The organism is Arcicella sp. BE140 (assembly GCF_031456255.1).
GTDB lineage: Bacteria > Bacteroidota > Bacteroidia > Cytophagales > Spirosomataceae > Arcicella > Arcicella aquatica.
In genome coordinates, this window is record NZ_JAVDUE010000021.1 from 13,523 (window position 1) to 30,311 (window position 16,789).

General features: G+C 35.0%; 12 protein-coding genes. 1 reads left to right on the top strand and 11 read right to left on the bottom strand.

Features of this window, described 5'->3' with window-relative positions; translation table 11 throughout:
* Positions 1 to 109: 109 nt before the first annotated feature.
* The 9 genes from J2Y60_RS22030 to J2Y60_RS22070 form a co-directional block, all read right to left on the bottom strand.
* A complete protein-coding gene (locus J2Y60_RS22030) occupies positions 110 to 268 on the bottom strand; it encodes a hypothetical protein (protein WP_309923578.1) in 159 nt (52 codons plus the stop codon).
* Between the two features lie 10 nt (positions 269 to 278).
* Positions 279 to 1,913 (bottom strand): Ig-like domain-containing domain, encoded by a 1,635-nt coding sequence (locus tag J2Y60_RS22035; RefSeq protein ID WP_309923580.1) that lies wholly within the window; start codon positions 1,911 to 1,913, stop codon positions 279 to 281.
* Positions 1,914 to 2,095: 182 nt separating this feature from the next.
* Positions 2,096 to 2,980, bottom strand: coding sequence for a class I SAM-dependent methyltransferase (locus J2Y60_RS22040; RefSeq protein WP_309923582.1), 885 nt, complete (start codon positions 2,978 to 2,980; stop codon positions 2,096 to 2,098).
* 97 nt (positions 2,981 to 3,077) lie between these two features.
* A complete protein-coding gene (gene mnmG / locus J2Y60_RS22045; RefSeq protein WP_309923583.1) occupies positions 3,078 to 4,940 on the bottom strand; it encodes a tRNA uridine-5-carboxymethylaminomethyl(34) synthesis enzyme MnmG in 1,863 nt (620 codons plus the stop codon).
* Between the two features lie 498 nt (positions 4,941 to 5,438).
* On the bottom strand, positions 5,439 to 5,858 hold the full coding sequence (gene ybeY / locus J2Y60_RS22050) for an rRNA maturation RNase YbeY (protein WP_309923586.1): 420 nt from the start codon (positions 5,856 to 5,858) through the stop codon (positions 5,439 to 5,441).
* A gap of 173 nt (positions 5,859 to 6,031) precedes the next feature.
* Positions 6,032 to 9,382 (bottom strand): DUF4175 family protein, encoded by a 3,351-nt coding sequence (locus tag J2Y60_RS22055; RefSeq protein WP_309923587.1) that lies wholly within the window; start codon positions 9,380 to 9,382, stop codon positions 6,032 to 6,034.
* Positions 9,383 to 9,530: 148 nt separating this feature from the next.
* Entirely contained in the window at positions 9,531 to 10,295 is a 765-nt protein-coding gene (locus J2Y60_RS22060) for an exodeoxyribonuclease III (RefSeq protein WP_309923589.1), read from the bottom strand.
* Positions 10,292 to 10,639, bottom strand: a complete 348-nt coding sequence (locus tag J2Y60_RS22065) for a hypothetical protein (RefSeq protein WP_309923590.1) — start codon at positions 10,637 to 10,639, stop codon at positions 10,292 to 10,294. The genes J2Y60_RS22060 and J2Y60_RS22065 overlap by 4 nt, the downstream gene beginning before the upstream one ends.
* Before the next feature lie 134 nt (positions 10,640 to 10,773).
* A complete protein-coding gene (locus J2Y60_RS22070) occupies positions 10,774 to 11,118 on the bottom strand; it encodes a carboxymuconolactone decarboxylase family protein (protein WP_309923592.1) in 345 nt (114 codons plus the stop codon).
* Between the two features lie 88 nt (positions 11,119 to 11,206).
* On the opposite strand from J2Y60_RS22070, the gene J2Y60_RS22075 reads away from it, so the two are divergent.
* Entirely contained in the window at positions 11,207 to 11,884 is a 678-nt protein-coding gene (locus J2Y60_RS22075) for a ComF family protein (protein ID WP_309923594.1), read from the top strand.
* A gap of 49 nt (positions 11,885 to 11,933) precedes the next feature.
* On the opposite strand, the gene gldJ is transcribed toward J2Y60_RS22075, so the two are convergent.
* Positions 11,934 to 13,157: a gliding motility lipoprotein GldJ gene (gldJ, locus tag J2Y60_RS22080; RefSeq protein WP_309994753.1), complete on the bottom strand. Its 1,224-nt coding sequence runs from the start codon at positions 13,155 to 13,157 to the stop codon at positions 11,934 to 11,936.
* Positions 13,158 to 13,364: 207 nt separating this feature from the next.
* A complete protein-coding gene (mfd, locus tag J2Y60_RS22085) occupies positions 13,365 to 16,721 on the bottom strand; it encodes a transcription-repair coupling factor (RefSeq protein WP_309923762.1) in 3,357 nt (1,118 codons plus the stop codon).
* Positions 16,722 to 16,789: the final 68 nt, after the last annotated feature.

Sequence of the window (16,789 nt, forward strand, 5' to 3'; positions counted from 1 at the left end):
TTTACAATATCATTAATTTTAATCCACATATTTGTGTATAACTTTTAACTTTTTCTCAACATTATTCACAATGAGTTTTTATGTTGTTAACTTGTCATAAAAATATGGATTAAATAGATAGTTTTCCACGTTTCCAAATGTCCATTTTTTGTTTCCACAATACCTCTATTTCTATCCACAAAAATAAGGGGTATAAAACCCCTACTTTTCCACTTTTTTGAAAGGCTATTTGCCCTATTTCACAACTTATCCACAGAAGGTTGACCATTTTTTGATATTTAGTCAATTGTAAAGTCATTTCCAGATAGAACGAAATTTTGTTTCAATTTAATCTTATTCGGATTATAGATTATTTTTTCTGGTAGTGTATTGGTCTGCCAGTCGCCTTCATCCCAACGAGAATTCTGATTTTCATCCACAATCAATCTTACATAATAAATACCCGCTTTAAGAAAGGCAAATTCGTATTTCAATATGTTGTCCACTTTTTGAACTATCTCATTTCGTTCATTCAATAATTGAATAATAAAATGCTTTTTGTTGGGGTTCTTAACTTCGCCTTCGATGATACCATAATTCTCAGGATCTCTGATTGGATGAAAACTTTCAATGTTTGAAGTAGTATCATTTTCGAGGGAAATGAATGTTCCTTTTGGGATACGGACTCTTACAAATTCCTTTGGTTTTTTATCATTTTTCTGAATATGCAATTTTGTTTTTCCTTGGCTCCATGTAATGTCTTTTTCTGTAATAGGTATCCTAATAAGGGTATCATTCATGATTTCAATTTTACTAATATCATATTGAATAATAGGTTTTGAAAAGTTGATAGTATAACCCACTTCTTTTAAATCTATATCCTCATTATTAGTAGGCGCTATTTTCGTACTAAACTCCTCCTTCACACTTTCATCTTTTTTACCTTTTACCCTAAATTTGATTTTTTGGTCATGTGTAAATACCCTATCTAATGAATCCGTAACTGATACTTTTACTTTTACAGTATCGGTAGAATTGTTAATAGTATTATATATTCTAAGGTTTTTACTGTCAATTTGTTGATAAGCCAACGTATCTTTTCTTCCTAAAAAGTCAATTTTTACATTTTTTATCCCTTTACTATATTCTATATAATAGTAGTTTGCAGTATTTCTGGTTTTAGCTACTTTGTTTGGACTTTTATCCATCTTAGCCATATTGATTTCTAGGTTCGATAAATTACTTTTTAAGTCGATAGTATCTTTTACAAAACCCATCAATTCTTTGGCTTCTTCATATAGTAAATTATTATTGGCATCGGCAATGGCATAAATTCTGTATTTTCCCGAAGCCACATTTTCAATTTTGAAAACTCCCGAGCTATCTGTCTTTGTAAAGTAATAAGGTTTTTCTTTTTTAGGATTCAATGTATCCGAATAGGTATATAAACCAACAGTCATATCTAAAACAGGTTTATTGATTTGTGGATTAAATACTTTACCGCTTACAATCAATGAATCAATAATTTTTCCAGTACTGAAAACCAATCTTATATTTTTAGCAATGTTCCTTTCAGTAATATCCTTTATGGCATTTCTGAAATTTAAACTATAAGTAGTATTTTGTTTGAAGGGTTTATCGAAAGTGAGTCTTACACCTTTAGGCAAAGGTTTGGTTTGATAAGCCCCTTCAATATTTGGCGTAATCAATAATTGCTGTTGGATATTATCCACCGTTACATATTCATTAAATTCTAATTGAATCAATTTTCCTGAAAAATTGGTAGCTTGATTATTCGGAAATGTTTTAACAATAACGGGAGCTAATGTATCTTTTTTGCCACCAGTCGGTGCTACGATTTGTGCACAGCTAAAGAGGATTTCGATGAGTATAAAACTAAGAAAACTTATCAAGACTAAATTCTTCACTTTCATGTTAATATGTTGAAAACTTTGTGGATAAAATAAATGACATTGGCTTAAATTCTGGAAAACTCCTATTACTTAACCCAAAATTGCTTAAAAAAATTGGTTTATAGAAATGTTGACCATTTTACAAAAAGAAACCCTCAGTGTTTGTTAAACTCTGAGGGTTGTGGAAAAGTGTCTGAAAAATGTTAATTCTTCTTAAATATGTAAATTAAGCTTGAATAATTGTGTTGATTACTCTCTGCTTTGATATTAGACTTCAAACCATCTACAAAGGCTTTGAAATAGTTGATTCTCCCCGTTTGATACTTAGTACTCAACATCGAAACATAGAAGGAATCAAACTTCATAGGGAGGGTTTCTTCCAAACGGAAGTTATGTTGTTCAAAAAGTTGCTTTATTGTTTTCTGTGAGAAATGATACAAATGTCTTGGAACATCATAGGCTGCCCATTTATTGCCATAAATAGCGGCATCTTCTGATTCATGATTAGGAACAGCTATAATGAGCGAACCATCCACAGCGAGTCTTTCATAGAGCCAATCAATCGTTTCATTTAATTGATGCACATGTTCTAATACATGCCATAAAGAAATGATGTTAAATTGCTCATCTTGGAATGAACTCAACACATCCGTCTTAATAGTAGATTGATTAATTTGTTCTGCAATTGCCCTTGCGTCATCGTCTGGCTCAATACCAAATACTTTCCAACCATTTTCTTTGCATACATTCAAGAACATCCCTGTTCCACAGCCAACATCTAACAACTTGCCTTTTGCAGGATACAGTTTATTAACTAATTCTAATTTACCTTTTAGTGTATATTTCCTAACAGAATGATAAATTTTAGCGATAAGTCCTTTAGAAGTATTAGTATGCGAAATATAAGATTCAGCTTTATAATATGCTCCTATTTTATCTATCTCGGGACGTGGATTAGTAAATTTAAAACCACAAGTATTACAATTGACGATTTCGAATGTTTCTTGGCTTACCGTGTAATCTTTAACAGTAAGGTAATTACTAAATGAACTTTGTTTACAGATTGGGCAAGTGCTTATTTTTTCCATGGTTGTTAATTTTCACAAAGGTACAAAAAAGACTTGTAAGGTTTTGGTTTGCGATAACCATTGCTTACAAGTCTTTTGTATTTATTATTATCACTATTTATCTGTCCATATAAAGCATCAGTACAGAAACATCAGAAGGCGATACACCGCTAATTCTTGAAGCTTGACCAATAGTGGCAGGTCTTATCCTTGCTAGTTTTTGGCGACCTTCATTTGAAATAGCCTTTAAGTTAGCATAATCAAAAGTTGCTGGAATCTTAAGGTTTTCAAATTTCAATAGTTTATTAACCATTACTTGCTCTTTTTCAATGTAGCTTTCATATTTCACATTGATTTCTGCTTGTTCCAAAATTTCATCTTTAAAATTAGCCAAATAAGTTGCTACTTCTGGAGATAATGTTTTTAACTTTTGAACATCAATATCAGGACGTTTCAATAAATTAATGATTGGCGTTCCTTCTCTTAACAATGCCGTACCAATTGTTTCCAAAACAGGATTTACTTCTTCAGGTTTTACTTTCAATGATTTCAAACCATTAATTAATACTGCCGTTTGTTCTTTCTTGTTATTAACGTTATTCAATCTTTCTTCTGAAGCTAACCCAATTGAATGTCCCCTCTCTGTTAAGCGAATATCAGCATTGTCCTGTCTAAGCAATGTTCTGTATTCTGCTCTTGACGTAAACATTCTATATGGCTCTTCTGTACCCTTATTAATTAAATCGTCAATTAAAACCCCAATATAAGCCTCTGAACGAGATAAAGTAAACTCTGGTAAGTCTTGGGCTTTTTGGTGGGCATTTATCCCTGCCATTAATCCCTGACACGCTGCTTCTTCATATCCAGTTGTTCCATTAATCTGTCCTGCAAAGAATAAATGCTGAATCAACTTAGTTTCTAATGTTTGCTTCAATTGTGTAGGCGGAAAGAAATCATATTCTATCGCATAGCCCGGACGGAACATTCTTACGTTTTCAAACCCAGGAATCTTTTTCAATGCTTCGTACTGCACATCTTCGGGTAATGATGTTGAAAAACCATTCACATAAACTTCCACAGTATTCCAGCCTTCTGGTTCTACAAAGATTTGATGTCTGTCTTTATCAGCAAAACGATTGATTTTATCTTCCACCGAAGGACAGTATCTTGGCCCTAATCCTTTTATTCTACCCGCAAACATCGGAGATTTTTCAAAACCTGTTTTTAATACATCATGTACTTCTTGATTGGTATAAGTAATCCAACAGCTTCTCTGCTCAGTTAAAGAAGGAGTATCTAAATAAGAAAACTTACTTGGATTTTCATCTCCTTTTTGTTCTTCCATTTTAGTATAATCCAAACTTCTACCATCTACTCTTGGTGGCGTACCTGTTTTCATTCTACCTGCCTCGAAGCCTAATTGTACCAATTGTTCAGTAATACCCGTTGCTTTTCCTTCGGCTGTTCTACCGCCACCAAAGTTTTTTTCGCCTATATGAATCAATCCATTCAAGAATGTTCCATTGGTTAATACAACAGATTTAGCTTTAAACTCAATGCCTAATTGTGTTTTTACACCTACTACTTTATTATCTTCAACCAATAGTCCTGAAACCATTTCCTGCCAAAAATCCACATTAGTGTTTCTTTCCAAAGCCAAACGCCATTCTTCAGCAAACCTCATTCTATCCGATTGGCATCTAGGCGACCACATCGCTGGGCCTTTGGAACGATTTAGCATCCTAAATTGAATCATTGTTTTATCAGAAATAATTCCTGACATTCCACCTAAAGCATCCACTTCACGCACAATTTGTCCTTTAGCCACACCACCCATGGCTGGATTACAAGACATTTGAGCTATGGTATTCATATTCATCGTAATGAGTAATACCTTCGAGCCCATCGTTGCTGCTGCGTGAGCGGCTTCACAACCAGCATGACCAGCTCCTACTACGATAACATCATATTCTTTGTACATATTATTAATTGATATTTGAATCTACTATTACACTTATTTTTATCTTCTTGTTTTATTTTCTCTAAGAATGGCAAATAGTATGCTGTTTATGATAATTAATATAACCTCTTATTTTTGTTACTAAGGGCTTAGGAGACCAAATATTAAATCCTCTTTTTCATAAGCCTGTGAAACATATCTAATGCTTACTTATTTCCTCATCCTATACCATTTTATAGCTATAATCAATCTTATATTATCTCGAATATCCTTTTTGTTATTTGATAATGATTATTTAGAGCATACACCCTCAGACCCATTTCTCCTTAATATCCTAACGACACCTTGTTTAAGTAATACTATAGCTTTGTATATTTTTATCTATAAAGAAAAACTTTAGCCATCTTAATGATTATTTAAAACTAAATAAGTGTGATTCTGAAGGTTTTTAACAGGACGTAAAAAACACATATTTTTTACAAGTGTTCCACGTGGAGTGTTTGAATAAAATGTAAAATTTCAACTATTGAAAATTGAAATATATTTGCTTTCAATCTCTCTCATTTGTGCTTCGTCTTCGTCGGAATGATCATCATAACCACAAAGATGTAAAAGTCCGTGAACTAGCACACGCTTAAATTCATCAAGAAACTCGGTTTTTAATTCTTGAGAATTCTCTTTTACCCTTTCAATACTTACAAAAATATCACCCTCAATCATTTCTTCTTCTTCAGAATTATCAAAGGTAATGATGTCAGTATAGGTATCATGGTCTAAATACTCAACATTGATTTTATGAAGATACTCATCCGAACAAAATATATAGTTGAGGTCTCCTACCTTAAAGCCCTCTAATTCAGCCACTTTTTTTAACCAAGCTTTTAACTGATTTTTCTGGCTAAATTTAAAATCAATATCCTCGTTGAAAAAAACAATCATTGTCTAATAACATTATTAAGTTTGAAATAATTCGTTCACAAAGATACAATATAAAATTCAGCTTGTGAATATCAGCTACTTAGAGAGCAAGAAGGAAATCTAGAGAATGACAGAGATAAAGCACTAGAAGAAAAAAGAAACGGGTCTCAGATAAAATCCAAGACCCGTTTACACTAATTAATTTGTTTGAAGTAATTATCAACTTGTTGTTTATAATACTGATTCAAGTTGGGTGGTACAGTACGCAACAACTCTGTTTGCTTTTGTTTATCTTTAACGTATTGTTGAAACTGTGGAGGAACCTTTCTTGCTAAATCTTGTCGAGCAGACTCTGCTTTGCGTTTTTGCTCCTCTTCTTGTTCTTGCATGGCTTTCTCTGATTCAAGCAAACGAGTTAATAATTCTTGTTGACGTTTCATCAAATTTGGATTCAAGCGTTTATTTACCAAGTCTGTTTCGCTTTCTTCCATTTTCTTCATCATCTCTTTTATTTCATTTCCCAAGCCTTTGCCTTTATCAGTTCCTTTGTTATTATCCAAAAACTCTTGAAGCATCTTTCTGATTTGAGCTTGTTCTCTGGCCATTTTAGCTAATTGTTCCGAAACGCCCCCTTGCCCTTTCTCACCTTTTTGCATGGTCTGTTGCATTTGCTGGTTCAATTCCTTTTGGCTTTCACTTAGGCTTTTGCCTTTCCCTTTGCTTTTTGTTTTCCCTTTCCCCGCACTCTGCATCATCATTTGCTGATTTTGCTGCATTTGTTTCAATACATCAGAAAGCAATAAAGCAAGGTTATTCATGGATGTCATCGCAAATTGTTGTTTCGATGTGGTCATCGGTAACTTTCTATCTTTGATAAGTTTTGAAGCTTCAGCCATAAAACCTTTCATATTACTCATCTCACGTGTTACGAAAGATTCAATTTGTAAGACCCTTTTTGATAAAGCATATAAACTATCTTCAATCACTTTTGCATCATCCTGTATCTTTATTTGCTCTTGCGAAAGTTTTATGAATCTAGGATCTGAAGGATTCATACCTCTAAAGTCTTTCATCAACTTTTCTTGGTTCAATGAAATCTTCACAAGATTTTCAAGAATATCACGAAGGTCATCCATATTCTCTTCGTTTTGTTTCATCTCCTGTTCTTGTTTTTCCTTGGCTAATTGCTGAGCCAAATTCTTCATTTGTTTGGCCGCTTGCTTTTGTTTTTGAGAAGCACCCTTGTTATCACCCTTCTCAGATTTTTCTTCTGCTTCTTTTTGATCTTGAGAAATATCTTCTTGCTGTTCTTTACCCATGTCCATAGGTTCAGCATTTTTCATTTCTTTATTAATCTTTTCAGCTTCCTTCAAATCTTTCTTTACCTCTTCAAAAGCCTTGCTCAGTTTTTCTTGTTCTTTTTTATTGGCATCAGCTTCCTTTTGCTTATCAGCATCAGTTTTATTATTCTTATCTAAGGCTTCGTTTTTCTCAGCAAGTTTTTCTTGTTGATTAGCTTGGTCTTCTAAATCCTTGATACTCTTATCCAACTTTTGTTCTAATTGTAATTTCTTAAATAACTCCTGCATACGTTCCAATTCTTTTTCCATGTTACGCTCTTTGTTTTTGAGCTTATCCATTTGTTCAAGCATTTTATTATCATCAGGATTTTGTTCAAGCATTTTTTTCAATTCTTCATATAACTTCTGAGTTTCAGGGTCCATCAAATCATTCATCATTTTCTGGAGCGCTTCCATTTTCTGTTGATTTTCTGGCTTCTGTTCATTGAATCGCTGTTGCTTATCATTCAAATCTTTATTGGCGTCTTGCAGATTTTTGATTTCATTCATCAACTCGGCTTTCTTTTTAATCAATTCTTCCGCCAATTTCTTGTCTTGATAATCTAACTCCTTTTTGTTTTTCAAACGATTTTCCAAAGCAGCAATTTCTTTACGCAGTTTCTGTGCTTTCTCGAAAGTCTTTTCTAATTGGGCTTGCGTTTTATCAACAGAGTTTTCAATTTGATTATCGATAGCTTGCTTGTCAGGAATGGCATAATTCATGACTTGTGAACGAGTAGACTTAGCACCATTTACACCATCGTTATCCCAAACCTGCACATAATATTCTACCCTGTCCGAAGGATTCAGTTTTAAACTATCCAAATTCCATTGTTTATAAAAACTTTGAATCGCTTGATTAGGATTTACTGGCAAACCCAAACTAGCATAATTTTGTTGATTGTTCTGCCCATTCCTGAGTACTTTATAAAAAATAGCCAAGCGGCTGATTCCATAATCATCGGCAATATTTCCACCTAAAACGATTAAATTATAAAGCGTAGAATCTTTGTATTGCTCTAAACTTAATTGCGGATATTTATCAGGAATAACATTTAAATAAAAGCTGATGCCTTCAGCATTAGAAGCATATTTATTTTTCAAAAACACTTTATAAGTACCAGAAGCTTTTACTTTTTTATTAAAGTCAAAACCGCCACCTAATAGTTTTTTGTCAGCATGGTAAGTGTTTTTATCCCCTTCAAAAACCATCGAAATAGAATCGGTATTGGTAACATTAAAATCCCATTCGATAGCCGTACCTTCTGGAACAGTGAGGTTGCCAACATTTTTAAAAGATTCATCAGGTTTATTCAAATAAGCAGGATAGTTTACATTCACATCAAAAAATGCCAAACTTGGTTTGTTGACCATTTCTACTTCATATTGACCAGATTTGAAACCAGCAGCCTCAAACTGGAAATCGAAACTATTTTGAATTTTAGAAAAAGTGTAGGTATAATGACGCTTATCTGTCGTTTCCATTTTTAGCTTTCTGTCGTTATAAACTACATACACGGCGTCGGGAATCGTATTGCCTTGTAAGCTAAGATTCAGGGTAAAATCTTCATTTTTAAAAGCCTGTAGATTGCTGTTTTCAAGCAGGAAATTAAAAGGAGCTTCTTCTTGGTATTCGTTTTTGAAGTTGACAATCCTTTCAGTACTTTTTGAGAAAAATGAAGGATATAGCATCAAGATACCTACTATTAGAATAGCAGGAAAGGCCGCAAACTTCACGTATTTTTTATTATCGTTTATCTTGATAGCATCCGTAAATTTCACAATGCCCAATTGCTGTGACTTCTGTTTGATAGAAGCAATCAACAATTCATTTTGTTCTTTATCAATGTTTCGGGTAAGCTGTAGGGTATTAATTAGCTTGTCGCCAACCTCTGGGAAATACTTTCCAATTTGGTCGGCAGCTTGCTCATTCGAAAGCGGTTTCTGTTTTCCGTATAAAAACACCAAGGGTTTAATCACCCAAAAAATACACGAAATCAAGAAGGCCAATAAGAAAGAAAAGAATAAAATAGTGCGGAAAGTAGTGCCGAAATGACCGAAATATTCAAGGACGTTAAAAACCAAAAAAGCGGACAAGATAACTGCCGCTGAAAAAATACTGCCTTTGATAAGTCGATTGAGATAATACTTTTGCTTGTATTCTTCAATCCGCATAAGTAAGGTTGCGATGGGTGAAGTAGTCATATTGTTAAGGTTTAATCCTGAAGATTCTCATGAAATATTTAATACCTAACGAAAAAGAAGTAATGAAATGTAGAATTAGGGTAAATTAATTAATAATAAAAAAGCGAATCAAACATTGGGATACTCTCTTGCTTGATTCGCCTATCTATTAAATAGCGATTTCTAATAACACTGGACAATGGTCTGAATGCTTTGCTTCTGGTAAAATAGCCGAACGAATCAAGCGGTCTGTCATGCTTTCAGTGGCACAATGATAATCAATACGCCATCCCAAATTCTTGCCCCTTGCTCCTGCTCTATAGCTCCACCAAGTATAGTGATGTGGCTCTTTATTAAAATGTCTAAAAGTATCTATAAATCCATTATCCAAAAATTTAGTAACCCATGCCCTTTCTTCAGGCAAAAAACCTGAACTGTTTGCATTAGATTTAGGATTGTGAATATCAATCGGATGATGACAAATATTATAGTCGCCAGAAATAATAAGGTTGGGAATTGACTTTTTAAGGTCATCAGTATAACCATAAAAATCATCCAGCCATTTCATTTTAAAACCCTGACGTTCGTCGCCACTAGTACCCGAAGGCATATAAACAGACATCAATGAAAACGTGTCGAAATCAGTACGAAGTACTCTTCCTTCTCGGTCATAGTCTGGCAAACCACAACCAAAATCAATGTTGTTTGGTTTGAACTTAGTAAGGATAGCTACCCCACTATACCCTTTTTTTTCGGCTGGAAACCAATAGACATGATAGCCCAAGTCTTCAAAAACAAGTTTATCAATTTGGTGTTCTTCAGCTTTGATTTCTTGCAAGCAAATCATGTCTGGATTGCTTGCCTTCAACCAATCGATAAACCCTTTGTTCATGGCGGCACGAATGCCATTGACATTATAAGTGATGATTTTCATACAAAAACTTCCCTTTCAAAATATTCTATAACTTGAGCTTTCAACAATTTTTCTTGTTCGATTACATTTACAAAAGGCAAAGGCTGAATCAATTTCCAATGCGGCCAACCGTCTTGATCAGTACCTTCTAATTCATAAATACCGCTATAGCTAAGTACCTTACAAATAGCAATGTGCATTAAGTCTTGCTTTTGTTCTTTGGTAAAAAACTGATGTCCTTTCCCTAATTCTTGAACGCCAATCAGAAAAAGCACCGCATTTAAATCAGCAGGTTTTTTCCCAAGCGCTTGTTCTAATTTATCTAATAAGATATCCCATTGCTGGGCCAGATTCTCTATTTCCATATTTTTTATTTAGCTGTAAGCTTTTATTTAATTGTGAGTTAGTGAATTGTGAATGAGTGATTTTTGTAGAAACATACCTTCATCTTCATAAAATATTCAACATTCACAACTCTTCACTCAGCACTCAAAACTCTCTACTCCGCACTCCGAAGTTCTTCCCAATACTCAACTGCTCTACGCAAATGTGGAATAACAATTGTTCCACCGATTAAGGTAGCCACAGAAAAAATCTCTTGCATTTCCGCATCAGTCACGCCTAGCTCAAAACATTTTCCGAGGTGATATTTGATACAGTCATCACAACGCAAAACCATCGAACACGACAATCCCATCATCTCTTTTGTCTTTTCAGATAAAGCACCCTCAGCGTAAGTATTGGTATCCAGATTGAAAATTCTTTTGATTACTTTATTATCAGAAGACAAGATTTTATCGTTCATCTTGCTTCTATACTCATTAAATTCTGCGACTAAACTCATGATTATTGTTTGATTGATGTTAAATTGTATGCAAAATACAAAGAAAAAATTGTAATCAGTTTCTAACCTTAACAACATTGCTTAAATCATGTTCAACGCATTTATAGACTTAATTTTTCCTAGAATTTGTTCAGCTTGTTTAGAGCCCCTCCAACTGAACGAAGCTGTAATTTGTACACATTGTAGATTCGATATACCGAAGACGAATTTGCACCTTGAAAACCATAATGTATTGATGCAGAAATTTTTGGGCAAAGTTGAGCTAAAACACGTTATGAGCTATTTAAAATTTATAAAGGGTGGCAAAGTTCAACGCTTGATGCATGAGCTAAAATATAAGGGTAATCAAGAAGTAGGCGAAATGCTAGGAAGATGGTACGGAGCGGAACTGAGAGAAAATGGTTTTGAAGAAGCTTTTGATTTGATTATTCCAGTGCCATTGCATAAAAAAAGGTTAATTAGCAGGGGGTATAATCAGTCAGATTGTTTTGCGAAAGGATTATCCGAAAGCCTAAATATTGAATGGCGAGATGATATTTTAGTAAGAGCAACTAACACAACCTCGCAAGTAACCAAATCAAGATTAGAGCGATACCAAAATATGGACAACGTATTTGCTGTTAAACATCAGGAATATTTAAAAGGAAAAAAAGTAGTAGTAGTTGACGATACCTTAACAACAGGTGCAACCCTTGAATCATGCGTTTTAAGCCTGCAAGAATTCGATATAAAGGACATTTCCATACTCACCCTAGCAATGGCATAAAAAAAGGCGACAGAATCAAATTCTGCCGCCCTCCTAATGGGTAAAAATATTATTTGTTAGAGCCCGCTCTAATCATGGCACATCTAAAACCAATCGTTGACGTAGAAGAATCTTGATCAATAAATCTACGTGTTCCCGGTGCTAACCAATAAGCTACATCTGCCCATGAACCACCTTTGTAAACTCTTGATTTATTGTCTACTAACGAGTTGTTATTTTTTCTATCGTAATTTTTAGCCACATCTAGATAATCATTTCTACGGATTGGGTTCAAATCGTTGAAATCTTCATAAGATAACGGACGGTATAAGTCATATACCCACTCGTTTACGTTACCAGCCATTTGGTATAAACCAAAATCGTTTGGTGGATAAGTATAAACTTCAGTAGTAATGATAGCACCATCGTTTGATTTACCAGCGATACCTGCGTAGTCACCACGTCCACGTTTGAAGTTGGCTAACATAGAACCTTTTTTCTTACCTTGTGAAGCACGCATGTTTGGCCCATCCCAAGGATAAATTCTTTGGTTAGTTTGGTTCTCATCTTCATACTGCGTACCAATCATTGCCTTAGCAGCATATTCCCATTCTGCTTCAGTTGGAAGACGATAAGCAGGTAATACTTTTCCAGATTCAATCGCTAAACGCTGACCTGCTGTAAAAACAGGAGTAGTTCTGCTTTCTGCACCTTTTTTACCTTTTTTCTTCTTCTGACTTTTCATCGCGATGTCGTTGTTAACGGCAGCGGTTCTCCAAGTACAATAATCAGAAGCTTGTACCCATGATACACCCACTACTGGATACATACGGAAGCCAGGATAACGTAAATATTGTTCTACATAAGAGTCGTTAAAAGCTAATTCATCTTTCCAAACCAATGTATCAGGCAATGCTGATTCATAGAATTCTTGAGAAGAGTCTTTCATGACCGAATTCAAATATTCAAGATAGTGAACGTTTCCAATTTCTGTTTCATCCATGTAAAATGACTGTACAGAAACGGTTCTTTCTAAGTTATCTCTTGAATTGACAACATCCTCTTCTAAAGCCCCCATCGTAAAACGTCCGCCTTCTACAAATACTAAGTTCGGACCTGTTGGTTGACCTTTGAAGGATTTATCAATCTGAAAACCTCCTTTTTTGTTATAAGCAATACCAGTAGCAGTACTTTTCTTGCCTATTTTTACACTCGTTGACTTCTTTGATTTACAAGAACTTGCCAATGCAAGGCTTGCTACAAGAATTGTCATTAATTTGAGAGACAACTTCATCTGTTAATTAATTTGATTGTCGTGATAAGAATAATTTTAAAACTAGTAATGTCCTGAGTTAGGAAAGATGCAATTTACAGAAAAGACTACAAATTTAAGCTAAACAGTCTAAATTCTGCGGGTTTTATATTCAAAGAATATTAATTCTTATGATTACAAATGGAATATTACGAATAAAAAGCCACATATAATGAATATTAAACTTTATTATTTAGCAATTTCTTTTAAAATCCATTTAAATTCTTCGATAGACGTAACCTTATCGAAATACAACATCAGCTTACCTTTTACTTCTTTCAATGAACACTTTCTTGAATGTTGTTTAACATATTCAAGAACCTTGCCGAAAACTGCTGATTTATAATACTTTTCATTCTCAGAGGGAACGAAATAACATTTCAAATTATTACTTTTCAATAATATTTTTTCCATTCCTAATGATTCGGCAATCCATCGCACACGCACAATTTCAATTAAGTCAGACATTTGTGGAGGAATAGGCCCAAAACGGTCGGTAATCATGGCTTCAAATTTCAATAATTCCTCCTCATCTTTCATATCGTCCAGTTGCGTGTACAACGAAAGTCTTTCAGAAATACTTGATACATATTTTTCAGGAATCAATACTTGCATATCTGTTTCTATCTGACAATCAATCTTTAATTTTTCGGCCGTTTCAACTAAATCTTTTTCAAACAAAGCCCTAAATTCAGTCTCTTTTAACTCCTGAACGGCTTCATCTAAAATCTTGTGATAGAGTTCATACCCTAAATCATTGACAAAACCACTTTGTTCTGCTCCTAATAAATTGCCTGCCCCACGAATATCTAAATCACGCATGGCTACTTTAAAACCATCACCCAAATCAGAGAATTCTTCTAAAGCACTTAATCTTTTACGAGCCTCAGAGGTAAGTAATGAAAGAGCAGGAGTTAATAAATAACAGAAGGCTTTTTTATTAGAACGCCCCACACGCCCACGCATTTGGTGGAGGTCGGATAAGCCAAAATGGTTAGCGTGATTGATAAGAATCGTATTAGCATTTGGAATATCAAGACCAGCTTCGATAATGTTGGTCGAAACCAATACGTCATAATGCCCTTCGATAAAATTCATCATGGCTTTTTCCAATTTATCACCCTCCATTTGTCCGTGAGCAACGCCCACTTTGGCATCAGGAACCATGCGTAAAATCAGGTTGGCGATAGATTCCAACTCTCCTACTCGGTTATGCACGAAATATACTTGTCCTCCTCTTTTTAGCTCGTAACTTACGGCATCACGAATCAGGGTTTCACTAAATATTTGTAATTCAGTCGTAACTGGCTGACGGTTTGGCGGAGGTGTGGCAATGATAGATAAATCCCTCGCACCCATCAATGAAAAATGTAGTGTTCTCGGAATAGGGGTTGCCGTAAGCGTCAGGGCATCAATATTTACCCTCATTTCTTTCAAACGGTCTTTTACTTTTACACCAAACTTTTGCTCTTCATCGATAATCATCAAGCCCAAATTCTTGAAAACCACGTCTTTATTCACAATTCTGTGCGTACCAATCAGAATATCTGTTTCACCAGAAGCTACTCTTTTCAAAGTTTCTTTGATTTGTTTATCCGACTTAAAACGATTGATGTATTCTACTCTACACGGAAATTTTTCCAGACGGTCACGGAAAGTTCTAAAGTGTTGCATTGCCAAAACCGTAGTAGGTACTAAAATAGCGACTTGTTTTGAATCAGCGACCGCTTTAAAGGCTGCCCGAATAGCCACTTCCGTTTTACCAAAGCCCACATCGCCACATACTAGCCTGTCCATCGGGTGTGGTTTTTCCATATCGGCTTTTACATCAGCCGTCGATTTTGCTTGGTCTGGGGTATCTTCGTACAGGAAAGACGATTCCAGTTCTACCTGCATAAAAGTATCTTTAGAAAAAGCAAAACCAGGCGCCATTCTACGCTTGGCATAGAGCGAAATCAATTCCTTGGCAATGTCTTTTACTTGCTTCTTTACTTTCGACTTACGGTTTTCCCACTCTGGCGAGCCCAATTTCGACATAATCGGTGGTCCCCCTTCTTTGCCCGAATACTTCGCAATTTTATGGAGAGAATGTATCGAAACCATCAATACATCGTTGTCTTTATAGATTAATCGGATGGCTTCTTGTTCAGAATCGCCTACCATTACCCTATCTAAACCCGCAAAGCGACCAATACCATAGTCGACGTGCGTAACAAAATCGCCAACTTGTAAAGAGCGTAATTCTTTGAGGGTCAGTGCTTTTGATTTTGAATACTTGCTTTTTTCTCTGAAACGATGAAAACGGTCGAAAATCTGATGGTCGGTATAGCAAACAATTTTAGCTTGCTGGTCGATAAAACCTTCTCTCAAAGAAATATTCATTGCCTGAAAACGAACATTTCTATCAATTTCATCAAAAATAGTCGCTAGTCGTTCAAGCTGTTTAGGCGAGTCGGCAGTAATGATATTGGTATAATGAAAAGCTTGATTTTCACGAAGATTATCAGCTAATCTTTTGAAATCTTTGTTGAAGGTTGGCTGTACTTTTGCCTGATACTGAATTTTTTCATGAGCAGATTTAAAATAAAATCTTTTTCCAAATTCAATCGTACCAAATTCTTTAATCAGATTCAGGAAACTTCTGCGAGTTTCGAATAATTGACTGGGCTCTGAAATAACCTTGATACCACCACTTTTGGCAATAATTTCTTGGAAATTAACCTCAACTTTTTCAAAAGACTTTTCGATAATTTCAAGCGTCAACTCCACATCTTTGAACCAAAGACGCGTATTATCGGGTAAGAAATTAAAGAAAGGCTCACGGGTTTCTTGAATCAGTCGATTCTGTACATCAGGAATTATATTGATGCGAGAAATAGATTCGACAGAAAGCTGAGACTCAGGGTCGAAAGTTCTGATACTTTCTACTTCGTCGCCAAACAAATCAATTCTATAAGGCAAATCGTTGGCATAACTAAAAACATCTACGATACCTCCTCGAATAGAATATTGCCCCGCTTCGTAAACAAAATCGGTTTTCTCGAAATCATAACTAGCCAATACTTCTCCTAAAAAAGCAGTATCTAATTTCTCAGATACATTGATAGTAAAAGTATTTTTAGTAAGCGAACGTTTGTTGATAACTTTTTCAGAGAGGGCTTCTGGATAACTAACAATCAATACACCTTCGGTATTATTGTTGAGTTTGTTCAATACTTCAGCACGCATCAATACATTGGCGTTATCCACCTCCTCGTATTGATAAGCCTTTTTGTAAGACATCGGAAAAGCCAGTACTCGGTCTTCACCCACTAAATTTTGTAAATCGTTGATAAAGTAAGCCGCTTCTTCACGGTCGGAAAGCACAAACAGGTGAGATTGCTTTTCGTTGAGTAAATGCAAAGCAGATGCCACTACGGCATCCAAACTACCAATAAAGCCCTTTATTTGAATATGAGGGTAGTCTTTAGGTACTTTAATTTGTTCAGCAATCATCTGCACAAAGCCATCTTCACGATACAGGGTAAGGAAATCTTTTACGAGCATATTCTTATCTTCAATAACAACAATAGCCACGAACCGCCCGATTGGTGAAAATCTGAGCAATTCGTGGC